Annotated in this window: 14 protein-coding genes; 10 read left to right on the top strand and 4 right to left on the bottom strand. The window is 26.1% G+C overall.

The features are described from left to right. The first annotated feature begins 47 nt into the window (after positions 1-47). The 5 genes from IC175_RS00930 to IC175_RS00950 all read left to right on the top strand — a co-directional run bounded on the left by IC175_RS00930 (position 48) and on the right by IC175_RS00950 (position 5,903). Complete coding sequence (locus IC175_RS00930; RefSeq protein WP_227434986.1) at positions 48-1,325, top strand: RNA-guided endonuclease InsQ/TnpB family protein; 1,278 nt, start codon at positions 48-50, stop codon at positions 1,323-1,325. Positions 1,326-1,526: 201 nt separating this feature from the next. Beyond that, entirely contained in the window at positions 1,527-2,255 is a 729-nt protein-coding gene (gene yqeC / locus IC175_RS00935; protein ID WP_227434988.1) for a selenium cofactor biosynthesis protein YqeC, read from the top strand. 106 nt (positions 2,256-2,361) lie between these two features. Further along, complete coding sequence (gene mocA, locus IC175_RS00940; protein ID WP_227434989.1) at positions 2,362-2,931, top strand: molybdenum cofactor cytidylyltransferase; 570 nt, start codon at positions 2,362-2,364, stop codon at positions 2,929-2,931. Continuing rightward, the gene (locus IC175_RS00945) at positions 2,928-3,947 is read left to right on the top strand and encodes a molybdopterin-binding protein (RefSeq protein ID WP_227434991.1); all 1,020 of its coding nucleotides are present in this window, start codon (positions 2,928-2,930) and stop codon (positions 3,945-3,947) included. Before mocA ends, IC175_RS00945 begins: the two co-directional genes overlap by 4 nt. Positions 3,948-4,277: 330 nt before the next feature. Continuing rightward, entirely contained in the window at positions 4,278-5,903 is a 1,626-nt protein-coding gene (locus IC175_RS00950; protein WP_227434992.1) for an ABC-F family ATP-binding cassette domain-containing protein, read from the top strand. 307 nt (positions 5,904-6,210) lie between these two features. Here IC175_RS00950 and IC175_RS00955 read toward each other — a convergent pair whose 3' ends face one another. Together IC175_RS00955 and IC175_RS00960 are read right to left on the bottom strand one after the other, a co-directional pair. After that, positions 6,211-6,351, bottom strand: a complete 141-nt coding sequence (locus tag IC175_RS00955; RefSeq protein WP_227482586.1) for a hypothetical protein — start codon at positions 6,349-6,351, stop codon at positions 6,211-6,213. Positions 6,352-6,541: 190 nt separating this feature from the next. After that, on the bottom strand, positions 6,542-7,654 hold the full coding sequence (locus IC175_RS00960) for a tyrosine-type recombinase/integrase (protein WP_227482587.1): 1,113 nt from the start codon (positions 7,652-7,654) through the stop codon (positions 6,542-6,544). Between the two features lie 347 nt (positions 7,655-8,001). Here IC175_RS00960 and IC175_RS00965 point away from each other — a divergent pair, with 347 nt between their 5' ends. After that, entirely contained in the window at positions 8,002-8,379 is a 378-nt protein-coding gene (locus IC175_RS00965) for a BlaI/MecI/CopY family transcriptional regulator (protein WP_227434997.1), read from the top strand. Between the two features lie 581 nt (positions 8,380-8,960). Here the strand turns inward: IC175_RS00965 and IC175_RS00970 are convergent. Further along, the gene (locus IC175_RS00970; RefSeq protein WP_227434999.1) at positions 8,961-9,224 is read right to left on the bottom strand and encodes a hypothetical protein; all 264 of its coding nucleotides are present in this window, start codon (positions 9,222-9,224) and stop codon (positions 8,961-8,963) included. Between the two features lie 321 nt (positions 9,225-9,545). On the opposite strand from IC175_RS00970, the gene IC175_RS00975 reads away from it, so the two are divergent. The 4 genes from IC175_RS00975 to IC175_RS00990 all read left to right on the top strand — a co-directional run bounded on the left by IC175_RS00975 (position 9,546) and on the right by IC175_RS00990 (position 13,134). Further along, positions 9,546-10,118 carry a hypothetical protein gene (locus IC175_RS00975; RefSeq protein ID WP_227435000.1) on the top strand — a complete coding sequence of 191 codons (573 nt, stop codon included), beginning with the start codon at positions 9,546-9,548 and terminating at the stop codon, positions 10,116-10,118. Between the two features lie 101 nt (positions 10,119-10,219). After that, entirely contained in the window at positions 10,220-11,218 is a 999-nt protein-coding gene (locus IC175_RS00980) for a DUF4003 domain-containing protein (RefSeq protein WP_227850997.1), read from the top strand. Between the two features lie 351 nt (positions 11,219-11,569). After that, a complete protein-coding gene (locus IC175_RS00985) occupies positions 11,570-12,208 on the top strand; it encodes a lactate utilization protein (RefSeq protein ID WP_227435003.1) in 639 nt (212 codons plus the stop codon). 26 nt (positions 12,209-12,234) lie between these two features. Next, the gene (locus IC175_RS00990) at positions 12,235-13,134 is read left to right on the top strand and encodes a YegS/Rv2252/BmrU family lipid kinase (protein ID WP_227435009.1); all 900 of its coding nucleotides are present in this window, start codon (positions 12,235-12,237) and stop codon (positions 13,132-13,134) included. Between the two features lie 107 nt (positions 13,135-13,241). Here the strand turns inward: IC175_RS00990 and IC175_RS00995 are convergent, their stop codons facing one another. Then, positions 13,242-14,906 carry a glutamine--tRNA ligase/YqeY domain fusion protein gene (locus IC175_RS00995; protein ID WP_227850998.1) on the bottom strand — a complete coding sequence of 555 codons (1,665 nt, stop codon included), beginning with the start codon at positions 14,904-14,906 and terminating at the stop codon, positions 13,242-13,244. Positions 14,907-15,098: the final 192 nt, after the last annotated feature.

Below are 15,098 nucleotides of genomic sequence, written 5' to 3' on the forward strand. Positions count from 1 at the left end.
TACCATATATAATGTCTAATAGAGTAGGAGTTAAAGGAGGTGAGTTTATGCCAAATAGAACAAAAAACATACATTATGGGACTCAGAGACAACAATTAAAAAATTTAACTAAGAAAGAATATCAGGCTTTGCGAGAGATGTGCTTTTTAGCAAAGAACTTGTATAATGTTGGTACATATAATGTCAGACAACACTACTTTAATCAAGGGGAGCATCTTAATTATGAAGCCAATTATCATGTATGTAAAGAAAATGAAAACTATAAACTACTCAATAGTAATGTAGCACAACAAATACTAAAAGAAGTTGATAGTTCATTTAGGTCATTTTTTGGTTTAATTAAATTAGCTAAAGAAGGCAAGTATGATTTTAGAGGAATAAAATCACCTAAATATTTAGATAAAGAAGGATTTTTTAGTATAATAATAGGACAAATAAGAATTAAAGAGGATGGAATTTTAAATGTGCCTATGTCTCCCGTATTTAAAAAAATGTATGGAAAGGTGAGTATAAAAGTTCCAAATAATATATTAGACAAAAAAGTTAAGGAAATAAGAATAATACCTAAACATAAGGCTAGGTTCTTTGAAATTCAGTATTGTTATGAAATACCGAAATCAGAGGAAGTTTCAAATAAAAAAAATGCACTGGCAATAGATTTAGGTTTAGAAAACTTATGTACTTGTACTACCAACTTAGGTGATAGTTTTATTATAGATGGAAGAAGGCTTAAGTCTGTGAACCAATGGGCAAATAAGCAAAATGATAAAATAGAGGCTTTAAAATTAAAAAAGAATATAAGTTTAATTACAAGAAAACAATTTAAAGTATGGAATAAAAGAAATAATCAGGTTAAAGACTATGTAAATAAAACTTGCTTTTACATAATTGACTACTGTGTAAAAAATAATATTGGCAATTTGATTGTAGGATATAATGCTAAGTTAGAAAAAAGTGATAATATGGAAAAGAAAATATATAGAAATTTTATAAGAATTCCTTTTGGAGAGATAAAAGGAAAACTAGAGTATCTATGTAAAATAAAAAATATTAATTTCATTAGACAAGAAGAAAGTTATACTAGTAAATCAGATTTTTTTGCCAATGATTATCTTCCTGATATTAATTTGGATGATGTACAGAAACACAAATTTAAGGGAGAAAGAATAACACGTGGTCAATATAAATCTAGTATGGGTATGATTATAAATGCGGATGTAAATGCAAGTCTTAATATATTAAAAAAATCACAAATAGTTGATTTATCTTACTTGCAGAATAATCCTCAGATGTTAAAGCAACCACAAAGAATAAGAATATCTTAATAATAATTAAAAGATAAACTGATAGCGTATAAGCTTACAGCTTAGCGGCGAATTGGATCCGCCTTGTTGTTTACAACAGAATCTATTTACTTTTTAGTTTATAGAATTTCAAAAATCACTTTTACTAAAACAGTTAAATTATAAATTTCAAATAAATCAAATTTAGGATATTTAAAAGAAATATTTATGAGAGGTGAAAGTGTGAAATTATCAGATATGATAGGAGCAAATGAAATAATAACTGTAGTTGGAGCAGGAGGAAAAACTTCATTTATAAAATACTTTGCGAATTTTTATAGAGATAAGCTAAAAGTTTTACTTACAACAACTACTAAAATATATTTACCTGATGAAAAAGACTATGACAATATATTTATGACAATAGATGGAACTTCTATTCCATCTATTTGTTATGGAGTAACAGTATGTGGAAGCTGTATAAATAATGAAAATAAAATAGTAGGAATCAAGTTATCTGATTTAGAAAAAATGATAGACAAATTTGATTTGGTATTGATAGAAGGTGATGGTTCAAAGAGAAAAAAACTTAAAGGTTGGAATGATGGAGAACCAGTAGTATATTGTAAAACTACAAAAACTATAGGTATATTAGATATAACTTCATTTGGAATGGATATTAATGAAGAAAATATACATAGGTTAGATGAATTTAAAAAAATAACTAATTTAAATATGCGTAATATAAATGATAATTCTACAGTAAATCTTGATAATTTAAAAAATGTAGTATTAAATCCAAAAGGATTGTTTAAAAATTATCATGGTAAAAAAATATTATTTATTAATAAAGTCGAAAATGAAATGTATGAAAGTTTAGCTATAAATTTAATTAAAATTATTAAAGAGCATGAAAGTGAAATAGACATATTTTATGGAAGTATAAAACAAAATTTTTGTATAAGATATTGAAGTATTAAAATAATTTATGTGATATTATATATATAGATAATATCAATAAAGATACTATAAAATCATAACAATATCAATACATTATAAATGTTAAGGAATGATATATATGATAAATGCAGTAATAATGGCGTCAGGATTTGCCAGAAGAATGGGAGAAAATAAACTTTTACTGGAATATGATGGATGTTATATAATAGAACATGTACTTAAAGCAGTTAGTAAAATTAATTTTCATCAAGTTGTAGTTGTAAGTCAATATAAAGAAGTTTTAGCATTGTGCAATAAATATGGCTTTAAATATGTAGATAATAAAGATGCAAATATAGGTCAGAGTGAATCCATAAAATTGGGAATTTTAAATAGCTCAAAATGTGATGGATATATGTTTTTTGTGGGAGACCAACCATTTATTGATGATTTATATATAGATAAAATTATAAATACTTTTAAATTAGATAGAGATTTTATAGTAATTCCAAGATGCAAAGATGTATGTGGAAATCCAGTTGTATTTCCATTTAGCAAAAAAAAGGAATTGTTGGCACTTAAAGAAGATGAAAAAGGGAAAACTATTTTAAAAAATTCATCAAAAATAAAATACGTAGAAGTTCCCGAAAAAATGTTATTAGATATTGATACAAAAGTGGATTATGAAAGAATAGGGGGCAAATTATGAAATTAATAAAAACTATAGATGCTGTTGGACAAGTTTTATGTCATGACATTACTCAAATAATACCAGGAGAATTTAAAGGAAGAAAATTTAAAAAGGGACATGTAGTAAAAGAAGAAGACATTCCAGTTTTATTATCTCTTGGTAAAGACAACTTATATGTATGGGAAAAATCAGAGGGAATGATTCATGAAAATGAAGGAGCTTTATTTTTAAAAGAATTAACTGCTGGAGAAAATTTAGATTTCAGTGAAATAAAAGAAGGAAAGATAGATTTTATAGCAGCATGTGATGGGCTTTTAAAAATAGATGTCGATGCACTTTTTGATTTAAATTGTGTTGGTGAAATAATGATGGCAACTCTTCATAATAATTTTGTAGTAAATAAAGGGTTGAAAGTAGCTGGAACAAGAGTCATACCTTTAGTTATAGATGAGAAAAAACTAGAAGAGGCAAAAAAAGTACTTGATAACAGAAAGATAGTCAATGTGATACCTTTTAAACCTAAAAAAGTAGGAATTGTTACCACTGGTAATGAAGTGTTTTACAGTAGAATTGTTGATAAATTTGGACCAGTAATAGAAGAAAAAGTAAAGGGGTTTGGATGTGAAGTTATAGGTCAAACTATATGTCCAGATGATAAAGATATCATAAAAAATGCAATAAAAGAATTTATAAGTCAAGGAGCAGAACTTATCTGTTGTACTGGTGGAATGAGTGTAGACCCAGATGATGTCACACCAACAGCTATAAAAGAGACTGGAGCTGATTTAGTTACATATGGGTCACCAATATTACCAGGAGCAATGTTTTTACTTGCTTACTATGGAGAAGTCCCAATTATGGGTATACCAGGGTGTGCAATGTATCATAAAACTACAGTGTTTGATATAGTTCTATCTAGGATTTTAATAGATGAAAAACTTGACAAATATGATATAGCTAAATATGGTCATGGTGGTCTTTGTATGAACTGTGATGTATGTACTTACCCTGCATGTAATTTTGCTAAAATATAAAACCATAAAAATAGAGTACTTACAAACTTAGGTACTCTTTTTAAGTATTAATTATACAGAAAATATCTTTTTACTAATAGCTAAAACAGTTTAAAGATTCAAATAAAGTATTTAGAGTGTGTAAAAGAATTAATAAAGTTGCAATTTGATTTTTTTATAAGTATAATATAATAGATTGTTAATTTTTATGAAACTTACAATCTTTAGTACAATTTTAATAAATATTTCACGAATTTGGTATAAAAAATATGCTGTTTACGTGATAATAAAAATGTTATCAAAATTTTATGATAAAATAAATTATGAACAAAAAGAAAGGAAAATACATTAATGTTACAAGTTACAGGTGTTGGACTTAGATTTGGTGATAAGGAACTATTTAAAGATGTTAACTTAAAATTCACTAAAGGAAATTGCTATGGAATAATAGGAGCTAATGGTGCGGGAAAATCTACTTTTTTAAAAATATTATCAGGAGAAATAGAACCAAATACAGGGAATGTGTCTATAACTGATAAAGAAAGAATGTCAGTTTTAAAACAGGACCACTTCGAATATGAGGAAGAAACTGTTTTAAATGTTGTTATAAGAGGTCATGAAAGACTTTGGAGTATAATGCATGAAAAAGATGCTTTATATATGAAAGAAGATTTTAGCGAAGAAGATGGAATAAAAGCTGCTGAACTTGAAGGTGAGTTTGCAGAACTTGATGGATGGGATGCAGAAACTAACGCTGAAAAAATACTTATGGGTCTTGGTATAACTAAGGATATGCATTACAAACAAATGAAAGAATTAGTTGGTGGAGAGAAGGTTAAAGTGTTATTAGCACAATCACTTTTTGGAAAACCTGAAATACTATTAATGGATGAGCCTACAAACCACTTGGATTTTAAATCAATAAATTGGTTAAATAATTTTATAATGGATTTAGAAGAGTCTATAGTTATAATAGTATCACATGATAGACATTTCTTAAATCAAATATGTACTAATATAGTTGATGTTGACTTTGGTAAAATACAGATGTATGTTGGAAACTACGACTTCTGGTATGAATCAAGTCAATTAGCATTACAACTTGCTAAAGACCAAAACAAAAAGACTGAGGAAAAGATAGCTCAATTAAAGGAATTCATAGCTAGATTTAGTTCTAATGCTTCAAAAGCTAAACAAGCTACATCTAGAAAGAAACAATTAGACAAATTAGAAATTGAAGATATACAACCATCAAGAAGAAGATATCCATATGTAGGATTTACACCTGCTAGGGAAATTGGTAATGAAGTTTTAGAAGTACACAATTTAACTAAAACTATAGATGGAGTTAAAGTACTTGATAATGTTTCATTTAGATTGGATAGAGATGACAAAGTAGTATTTATGGGTGATGAAATAGCTACTACTGCACTTTTAAATATAGTTATGGGAGAACTTGAACCAGATAGTGGAGAATATAAATGGGGAGTAACTACTTCTCAAGATTATCTTCCAAAAAACCATAATAAGTTTTTTGATGGAGTAGAGTATTCTCTAGTTGACTGGCTTAGACAGTTTTCTGAAGAAAAAAGTGAGAGTTTTATAAGAGGATTTTTAGGTAGAATGTTATTCTCTGGAGAAGAAGCTTTAAAAGAAGCTCAAGTTATATCTGGAGGAGAAAAAGTCAGATGTATGCTTAGTAAGCTAATGCTTTCAAATGCAAATGTACTTGTGTTAGATGACCCTACTAACCACTTAGACTTAGAAAGTATAACTTCTGTTAACAAAGGACTTGAAAAATTCCCTGGGGTGCTTTTATTTACTTCTCATGACCATGAGTTTATATCTACTATAGCAAATAGAATTATAGAGATAACTCCAAATGGAATAATGGATAGAAAGATGGATTTTGATGAGTATTTAGAAAGTAAAGAGATACAAGACCAATTAGCTAAAATGTATGGGAAAGATAAATAATTGTTAGTTTAAATATTATTTTTACTAATTATAATTATTAGAATAAAAACCTTTTAATGTTTGAGAATACGCTATAGAAGTATGTAGGTATTTAATCAAATATTAGGAGGTTTTTTATTTAGTATATATATTGTAGTAAATAGGGTTGTAGAGATAACTCAAACAGAACTACGGATAGAAAGATGTATGGATTTTTATTATAAAAAGTACATGTCTCCAAATCAAAATTGATTGTTTACATTGGGTCAAATTACAATAATGTTTGGAGACATAATAAGAAAAAGTTATATAATATAATTTCATAAGTCTATAGACATTCTCTTTTATGATAATGTATTTTTTGTAAGGTTATAGGTGTTACTTTTTCATCATAAAAATCTTCTGCTTTACTAGTAACAATACCACCTAAGCTACAAATGATTTTAACTGTTGTGTTACGTGCTTCCATAAAAATTTCATCAACATCTTGAGAAAATAAATTAAGTTTATAACGCTAAAACTATTTTGTAATAAATATATTTTAACTCTTCTATTATAAAATTAAATTTGAATATTAATTTAACTTTAATTTTATTAGTAGTAAAAATTAATTTTATAGATGATAAAGGCTAGAGTAGTTATAATTAAAAAATGTAATATTAGTTGGCATTAAATAAGTTCTCAGAAATTTTGTCAGATGCTTCTTTATCCATTTCTTTTAGAACATGGGAATAAACATTTAAGGTTGTATTTATATTTGAATGACCAACTCTTTCTGAGATAACTTTTATAGGTACCTTAGAATTTATAAGTAAAGTAACATGTGAATGTCTTAAATCATGAAATCTAATGTGTGGCAAGTCATTCTTTTCTAAAAATCTTTTGAATTTTTTACTCATAACATCTTCAGCAATAGGTTCACATTTTTTATTGAAAAATAACAAGTCATGACTATTTCTAATAGAAGACTTTAATAAGTTTTTATTTTGTTTTATCTTATATTCCTTTAGTAAAAAGATTAATTCCTTTGGAGCAGATATTTTTCTAATAGAGCTTTCAGTCTTTGGTTCTTTAAGAATTACAGAGCCATTAATTCGAGCTGTTATCTTATTTACAGTTATTGTATTCTCTTCAAAATCAATATTATCCCAAGTTAAACCTAAAACTTCTGAAATTCTAAGACCTAAACCAACTGCTAAATTAATAGGTAATTCCATATATGTATTTTTTGACAATTTCAACAATTTTATCATTTGTTCTTTGTCATAAATTTCATTTTTAAATTTTTTATATCTTGGAGCTTCTATATTATCCATAATATTTTCTTTTACTAATTTGAGTCTATATGCTCTTTTTATTGCAAGTTTCAATATATTTATATGAATCTTAATTGATTGAGGATTCAATTTATGAGATAGTTTATCAATGTAGTTCTGTATATGAATTGGATGTAAATCCTGTATTTTATATTTACCAATAGAGGGATTAATATAATTCTTACAAATACTAACATAATTGTTGTATGTAGCTAATGATATATTTTCACTGTACTTTTTTAAAAAATCTAATAGAAATTCTGAGACAGTGATTTCGTTTGGAATTAAAAAGCCATCTTTATACAGACTTTCCTTTACTTCATTTAACCTTTTGCTCGCATCTCTTTTTTTATCAAAAATACCCATGTTCTTTTGTTTTCTTTTTCCAGTATCTTCATCTGTAAATTCAAGATAAACTACATAATTCTTGTTTCGTTTTCTAATAAATGCATTCATATATAACCCACCAATCAAAATTTTATACATTTATTATAACATATGGATAAACTCAAAAATAGTTTTTGAAATAAATTTATGGCTATTTCAAATATTGATATTTATTGATTATAAAATGAGTATATTATCTTAAATATTAGAATTTTAATTTGATAATCTGTTATACTTATATATATAAATAAAATTTATTATTTACTTTTGGGTTTTTTATGTTTGATTGGTACTGAAAATATAAGTTTTTTATATTAATAAATTTGAATTGTATATTTTGAATAAAACCTTTGACTGGGAAAGTTTATTAATATAGTATTTAATTATGTATAAGTTTGAGAGGAGTGTAAAATCATATGACTATTACTAAAATACCACCAGCGGAATTAAAGGTCATGAAATTTATTTGGGGATCAGATTTTACAGTAACATCAAAAGATGTCATTGAAGCTATGGAAAAACTATATGATTGGAAGCAAACTACAACACTAACACTTTTATCAAGATTAGTAAATAAGAAGTTCTTGGATGCTAAAAAGATAGATAGACATACACATTATACAGTTATTATTGGAGAAGCTGAATATTTACATTTTGAAACAAAAACTTTTCTAGATAATATGCATGGAAGTTCTATTGAAAGCTTTATGAAAGCATTGTTCAAAAAGGGGGTAAATGAGGAGGAATTAAATTCTGTTGAAAAATGGGTAAAAGACATTAAGAAAGATGAATAGTTTGTTTGAGATCAATAGCAAGAATAACTTTAAACATATATTTTTTGTAGTAATTGTATGTTTAAATGTATGAACATTTAAGCATTTAATAGTATATAAAAACTAAGGCTTATTAGTTATTTTTAAGATGAATTTAATTATCATAAAATAAATAGTTTTTACAATAATTAGTAAAATGAATTAAAAGTGAAGTAAACTGTAAAATACATAGATTTATTTATTAAGTATCCCTAGTTTTCTAATGCATTTTAATACTATAAGTCTAATATAAAATCAAATTTATTGATATTTAATTTTATATTAGACTTATAGTTAATCGGAGCTTAGCTAAATATCGATTATTAAAATAGAAAACTAAAATTTTTTTATTATTTATACAAATTGATTATTTTTTAGGTATATTAAAAGTTGTAATTTTATTTTTATATTGATTATTTATAGTATATTAAATGACAATGTATTAGATTATCTTGTTGTTTAAATAAGTATTTATAAGTATAAAATAAATATTACTAAAATAGATATTAATAGCCATTAAAATAAAAAGAAAAGTTCCTAATTTTTAGGAACTTTTTATTTGTTTAGTATAATGTATGAGTTTTTGCTTCAGCAATAGCTCTTGCTGCACTTTTAGGATTTTCTATATTCTCTTTTTTATAGAAATTAATTACTTCTTCTAAATCTTTATTTTCAATGTCATCTTTTCTATTTTCAAGAATATAATTTATGATTGATTCGTTTATAAAGTTTGATAAATCTGTATTTTCATTATTAGTCATTTTGTATACTTCTTGTAATAAAATTTCATTAACTTCAACTGTAATTTGTTTTGTATTTTTTATCATATTAATCACCTCTTAAAAAAATTATAGCATTTCAAAAAAATAAAATCAATATGTTTTAAAATTATAGAATTTTAATTCTTAAATTCTTAAAAATAGAAAAATTAAATAGAAGTAGTTTTGAGCTATTAAAAAGATTAATAAAAAAAATATTTAGTCATAAAAGCCTTATACTATATGATTCTAAGATGAAGGATTTATAAAGGTTTAGGGTGAATTAAGTATAAGACAACTTCTTAAAGCAAATGAGTATGGCATTTAAATCTAAATGTAGACATATAATATTAAATATGCTAATATATCAAAATAATAAGGGGGGAATTTATGAAGCTTAAAGAAGCATTGATTACATGTGTTGTATGTAGTGTATGTTTAACTCCATTATTGGTAAATGGAGAAACAAAAATAGATGCAGAGCATTGTAAAGAATCTATAGTAAATATAGATACTATAGTAACTTCAGGTAAAAACTTTAATTCTAAATATAATCAAGGTATGGAAGACTATAAAAGCAGTGATGAGTATAAATTGAAAGTGCAAAAAGAGAGACTAGAAAACCAGCTAGGAATCAAAATAAAGGATTTAATTCCTATAACATTTGAAGTGAGTTATTATACCAGCCTTAACCAAGAAAATGGATATGGAGCTATAACTGCTACAGGAGATGATTTAGAAGATGGTTTTGTGGCAAACAATCACTTAAGTTTTGGAACTAAGATTATTGTAGATGGTAAAGTAAAAACCGTTATGGATAGGGGGTCTAGTAAGTATTTTAGTAATTCTAATGCGATAGATGTATTTGTACCCAAATGGAGTAACGAAAGTGAATCAGAGTATTATGACAGGGTTAATAATATGGGAAGGCACTATAAAAAAGGATACATCATTATGGAATAATAGTTCTTCTTCAAGTAATATGTATTGATTGCAATATTTATTACATATATAATAGATATTAAGTTAATTAATACAACAATGTATATTACTGGGAGGGCAATATGGAACAAACTTTTATAAATGGGAAAATAAACTTATTAATGGAAAATTATAAAGCATTAAATGAAGTTAAAGGTTCTTGGCAAATGGGATTAATTCAACATAGTTGTGCACTTGCATTTACGCTTAAGAACAAGAGGATAAGCCCTAGATTAGTAGAAGAGCGAATAGAGCTTATTAAAAAAAATACTGGATTATTCTCTAACTTTAGAGGATATAACATATTTTATATTGCAACACTACTTTCATTTGAATCAAATCCAGAAAGTAGTTTTAAGATGATTTTAGAGATATATAAAAATCTTAAAAATGAAAAGTTTTGGGGAGATACATATTTACCACTTACAGCATCAATAGTCTATGAAAATAGAGATAAAATGGATTATATTACATGTATATCAAAAATGAAAACAGTATACGAATATATGAAGAAAAAACATCCATTTTTAACATCTAGTGATGACTATTGTAATATAGCACTTATTGCAATTCATTCAAAAAATTTAGAAGAAGATTTAGAATACATAGAAAAATGCTATGAATTTCTAAATAAAAATGGTTTTTATAAAGGAAATGACTTACAAGCACTATCTCAAATTCTTTTATTTAGCGAAGATAGAACAATGGGTAAATGCAAAAAAACTATTGAACTTAAAAAAGCATTTAAAGAGAATGATTGTAAGTTAAATTATTATGGGTATCCAATAATAGGAGCAATTTCGTTATTAGATTATAAAGAAAATGAAATAATAGAAAATATAAAAAATGTTTCAAATAGGCTTAAAGAAGAAAAAGGTTTTGGGAATTGGTCTTTAGGAAAAAGCAATAGAGTAATGATTAGTTCTGCTGTTGTGGCTTCTATTTATGCAGATTCAATACAAAAAGAAAATAATATAGATTCTATAGCTAATAATATATTTTTAAATATTATTATTGCTATTCAAGTTGCTTGTGTAATGGCAGCTACAAGTGCAGCTATAGCATCTTCTTCATCAAATTAGTGACATTATTTATTAAAATTGGATATAATAAACTTAATAATACAATTTATATGTTTAAAAAAGAATATGATATTACACTTAAATTAATTGTGATATTTAATAAAATAAAGCATATAATTAATATATAGATTTCAGAAAATATATAATACTACATACAATATAGGGAAAGTAGAAAAATACATCTACTTTCCTTTTTAATTATAAATTATGAGTTAGTCTTATAAAAAAATTTATGGAAAATTTATTTAAAGTTTTATATTGTATTTTTTCTTAGATGTACTAAAATAAAACTATAAAGAAAATAAAATTTATAACAAACTAATACATATTGAAAATAAGGGGGAAGTTGAGATGGATCAAAATCTAAATTGGCTTAAAGAAAAAAGAATAGAAAAAACAATAAAATCTCTAGAAAGTAATAACATGAAAGGGTATCTAGTAAATAATAAAGAAGAGCTTCTTAAAAAAATTGAAGAAATAGTAGAAGTAGGTTCTTTAGTAGGTTGTGGTGGCTCTATGACTTTATTTGAGACAGGAGTTATTGACTTTATAAGAGAAAAATATGATTTTCTTGATAGATATGCAAAAGATATTAAACCAGAAGAAATGAAAGAAATATACAGAAAATCATTTTGTGCAGATGCTTATTTTACAAGTACTAATGCAATAACAGAAAATGGAGAGCTCTATAATTTAGATGGAAATGGAAATAGAGTAGCTGCTATGATATATGGACCAGACAAAGTAATAGTCGTAGCAGGTGTAAATAAAATAGTTAAAGATGTAGATGAAGCTATAAAAAGAACTAAAACAATAGCCGCTCCAGCAAATTGCAAGAGACTGAATACAAATACTGGATGTAAGACTACTGGCATATGTATAGATTGTTCAAGTCCAGGAAGAATTTGCTGTAGCTATACACTTATAAAAAGACAATTAGCACCAGAAAGAATACATGTAATTTTCTTAAACGAGGACTTTGGATATTAAAAGAATAAAATAAGTAAGGAGAAATAATGAAAAAAGTAAAACTTATATACAATCCTAATTCAGGTGAAAAAAAAATATTATCAAATTTAGATACTATTATAGAATTATATCAAAAACAAAATTATTTATTGATACCCTATAGATTGAATATTAAAGAGCCTGTAAATAATGCATTTAAAGAAGTAGATAGTTCCTATGACCATATACTAATAGCAGGTGGCGATGGAACTATAGATTTAGTTGTAAATTCAATGAAAGAGTTAGATATAAAGATTCCAATCGGAATTTTACCTACAGGAACTGCAAATGATTTTTCAAATGCTCTTCAAATTCCATTTGATATAAAAGAAGCTATAAAGGAAATCATAAATTCAAAGCCAAAGAAAATAGACATAGGGAAGGTAAATAATAAATACTTTATAAATGTCGCAAGTGCAGGTATGTTTACTGATGTATCACAAAGAATAAGCACAGACTTAAAGAATTCGTTTGGAAGAATTTCTTATTATATAAAGGGAATAGAAGAAGCATTGTATATGAGGAAGTTTAAGATAAAAGTATATTCCAAAGAGATGAATTATGATGGAGATATGTATCTTATGCTGATTTTTAATGGAAAAACAGCAGGAAATATAAATTTAGCATATAAAGCTGAAATAGATGATGGATATTTAGATGTAATTATTTTTAAAGGAATGCCAATTCCAAAATCAATACCAGTTTTGATAAGTGTGCTTAGAGGTGATTACTTAGATCAATATAATGGAAATGAAATATTGTATTTTAAAACTAAAAAAGTAGATATAGAATGTAAAGATTCTCTTATAACAGACATTGATGGGGAAAAAGGTCCAGATTTTCCTCTCAATATAGAATGTATAAAAGATGGAATAGAGGTTATGGGAATCTGTAGTGGAAAAAGTTAATTATTTAAAATAAATGATGAAGACTAAAATAAAAAATTACTTCTAACTAAATTTATTTATAGTAGAAGTAATTTATATCTTAAGTCTTCATTTTTTAGTTATAACAATTATTTAGCAGGTTTAAAAGAGCTTTTTAAAGGAACTATTCTATTGAACACAAGTTTTTCCTTAGTTGTATATTTATTATCTATACTAAAGAACCCATTTCTAACAAATTGGAATTTATCAAAAGGTTTAGCATCTTTTACTTGTGTAGGCTCAACAAAACCTTGTAATATTTCTAATGAATTAGGATTTATCTGTTCTAAGAAATGCTTTCCTTCATTTTCAGGTAAATCATCAAGAATCAATGGCTCAAACAATCTAAATTCACATGGTATAGCTGATTTAGCATCAACCCAATGTATTGTAGATTTTACTTTACGACCTGTAAATCCAGAACCACTCTTAGTTTCAGGGTCATAAGTACCATGTATTTCAACTACATTTCCATTTTCATCCTTAATTACATCCGTACATTTTACGAAATAAGCTCCTTTTAAACGAACTTCATTTCCTGGGAAAAATCTGAAATATTTTTTAATAGGTTCTTCCATAAAATCATCTTGTTCTATATATAATTCTCTAGAAAAAGGAACTAATCTTTTACCTTGAGATTCATCTTTAGCATTGTTTTCTATTTCAAGCATTTCAACCTTATCTTCTGGGTAGTTGGTTATAACTAGCTTTAAAGGTCTTAAAACTCCCATAGCAAGTGGAGCCTTTGGCTGTAAGTTTTCTCTTAGGAAATAATCAAGCATTTGACTGTCTACTGTAGAGTTAACTTTCGATACTCCTATTTCACTACAAAAATTACGTAAAGCTTCAGCAGTATATCCCTTACGTCTAATTCCAGATATAGTAGGAACACGAGGGTCATCCCAACCATCAACAATTCCTTCGTCTACAAGTTGTTTTAATTTTCTTTTACTCATAACAGTATTGTTTATGTTAAGTCTAGCAAATTCTATTTGTCTAGGTACATTTTCCATTTCACATTCTCTGACAAACCAGTCATAAAGAGGTCTTTGGTCTTCAAACTCCAAAGTACATATAGAGTGAGTTATTCCTTCAATTGCATCTTCAATTGGATGGGCAAAAGCATACATAGGATATATACACCATTTATCTCCTGTATTATGATGTGTTGAATGAGCTATTCTGTATATAATTGGGTCTCTAAGGTTTATATTTGGAGAAGACATATCTATTTTAGCTCTTAATGTTTTTTCTCCATCTTTAAATTCACCATTTTTCATTCTTTCAAATAAATCTAGGTTTTCTTCAATAGTTCTATTTCTATAAGGGCTTTCTTTACCAGGTTCAGTAAGAGTGCCACGATACTCCCTCATTTCATCTTGTGTTAATTCACACACATAAGCTTTACCTTTTTTTATTAGGATTAAAGCTCTTTTGTACATTTCATCAAAGTAGTTAGATGCAAAATTTAATTCACTCCAATCAAATCCTAACCACTTAACATCTTCTTTTATGGATTCTACATATTCAACATCTTCTTTTAATGGATTTGTATCATCAAATCTTAAATTAGCCTTTCCATTAAATTCTTTAGCTAGTCCAAAGTTAAGACATATACTTTTTGCATGACCAATATGTAAATATCCGTTTGGTTCAGGTGGAAAACGAGTTATTATACTGTCATGTTTTCCTGTTTCTAGGTCATTTATAATAATATTTTTTATAAAGTTAGATGAGTTCGTTTCATTTGACATATTTTCATACCTCCTATTTAATTTGCTTATAATACAGAACACTACACTGTATTGCATAATATTAATTTTAATCCAAGATTAGAAAAAAATAAAGGTGTAATTAAGAGTATTATGCAAAATATTAACTTTTATACTAAAAACATGTTTTTTTACAGTTTATTTACAAAAAAGCAGATTAGTTGAATTAATCTT

Source organism: Clostridioides sp. ES-S-0123-01 (assembly GCF_020658415.1).
Taxonomy (GTDB): Bacteria; Bacillota; Clostridia; order Peptostreptococcales; family Peptostreptococcaceae; genus Clostridioides.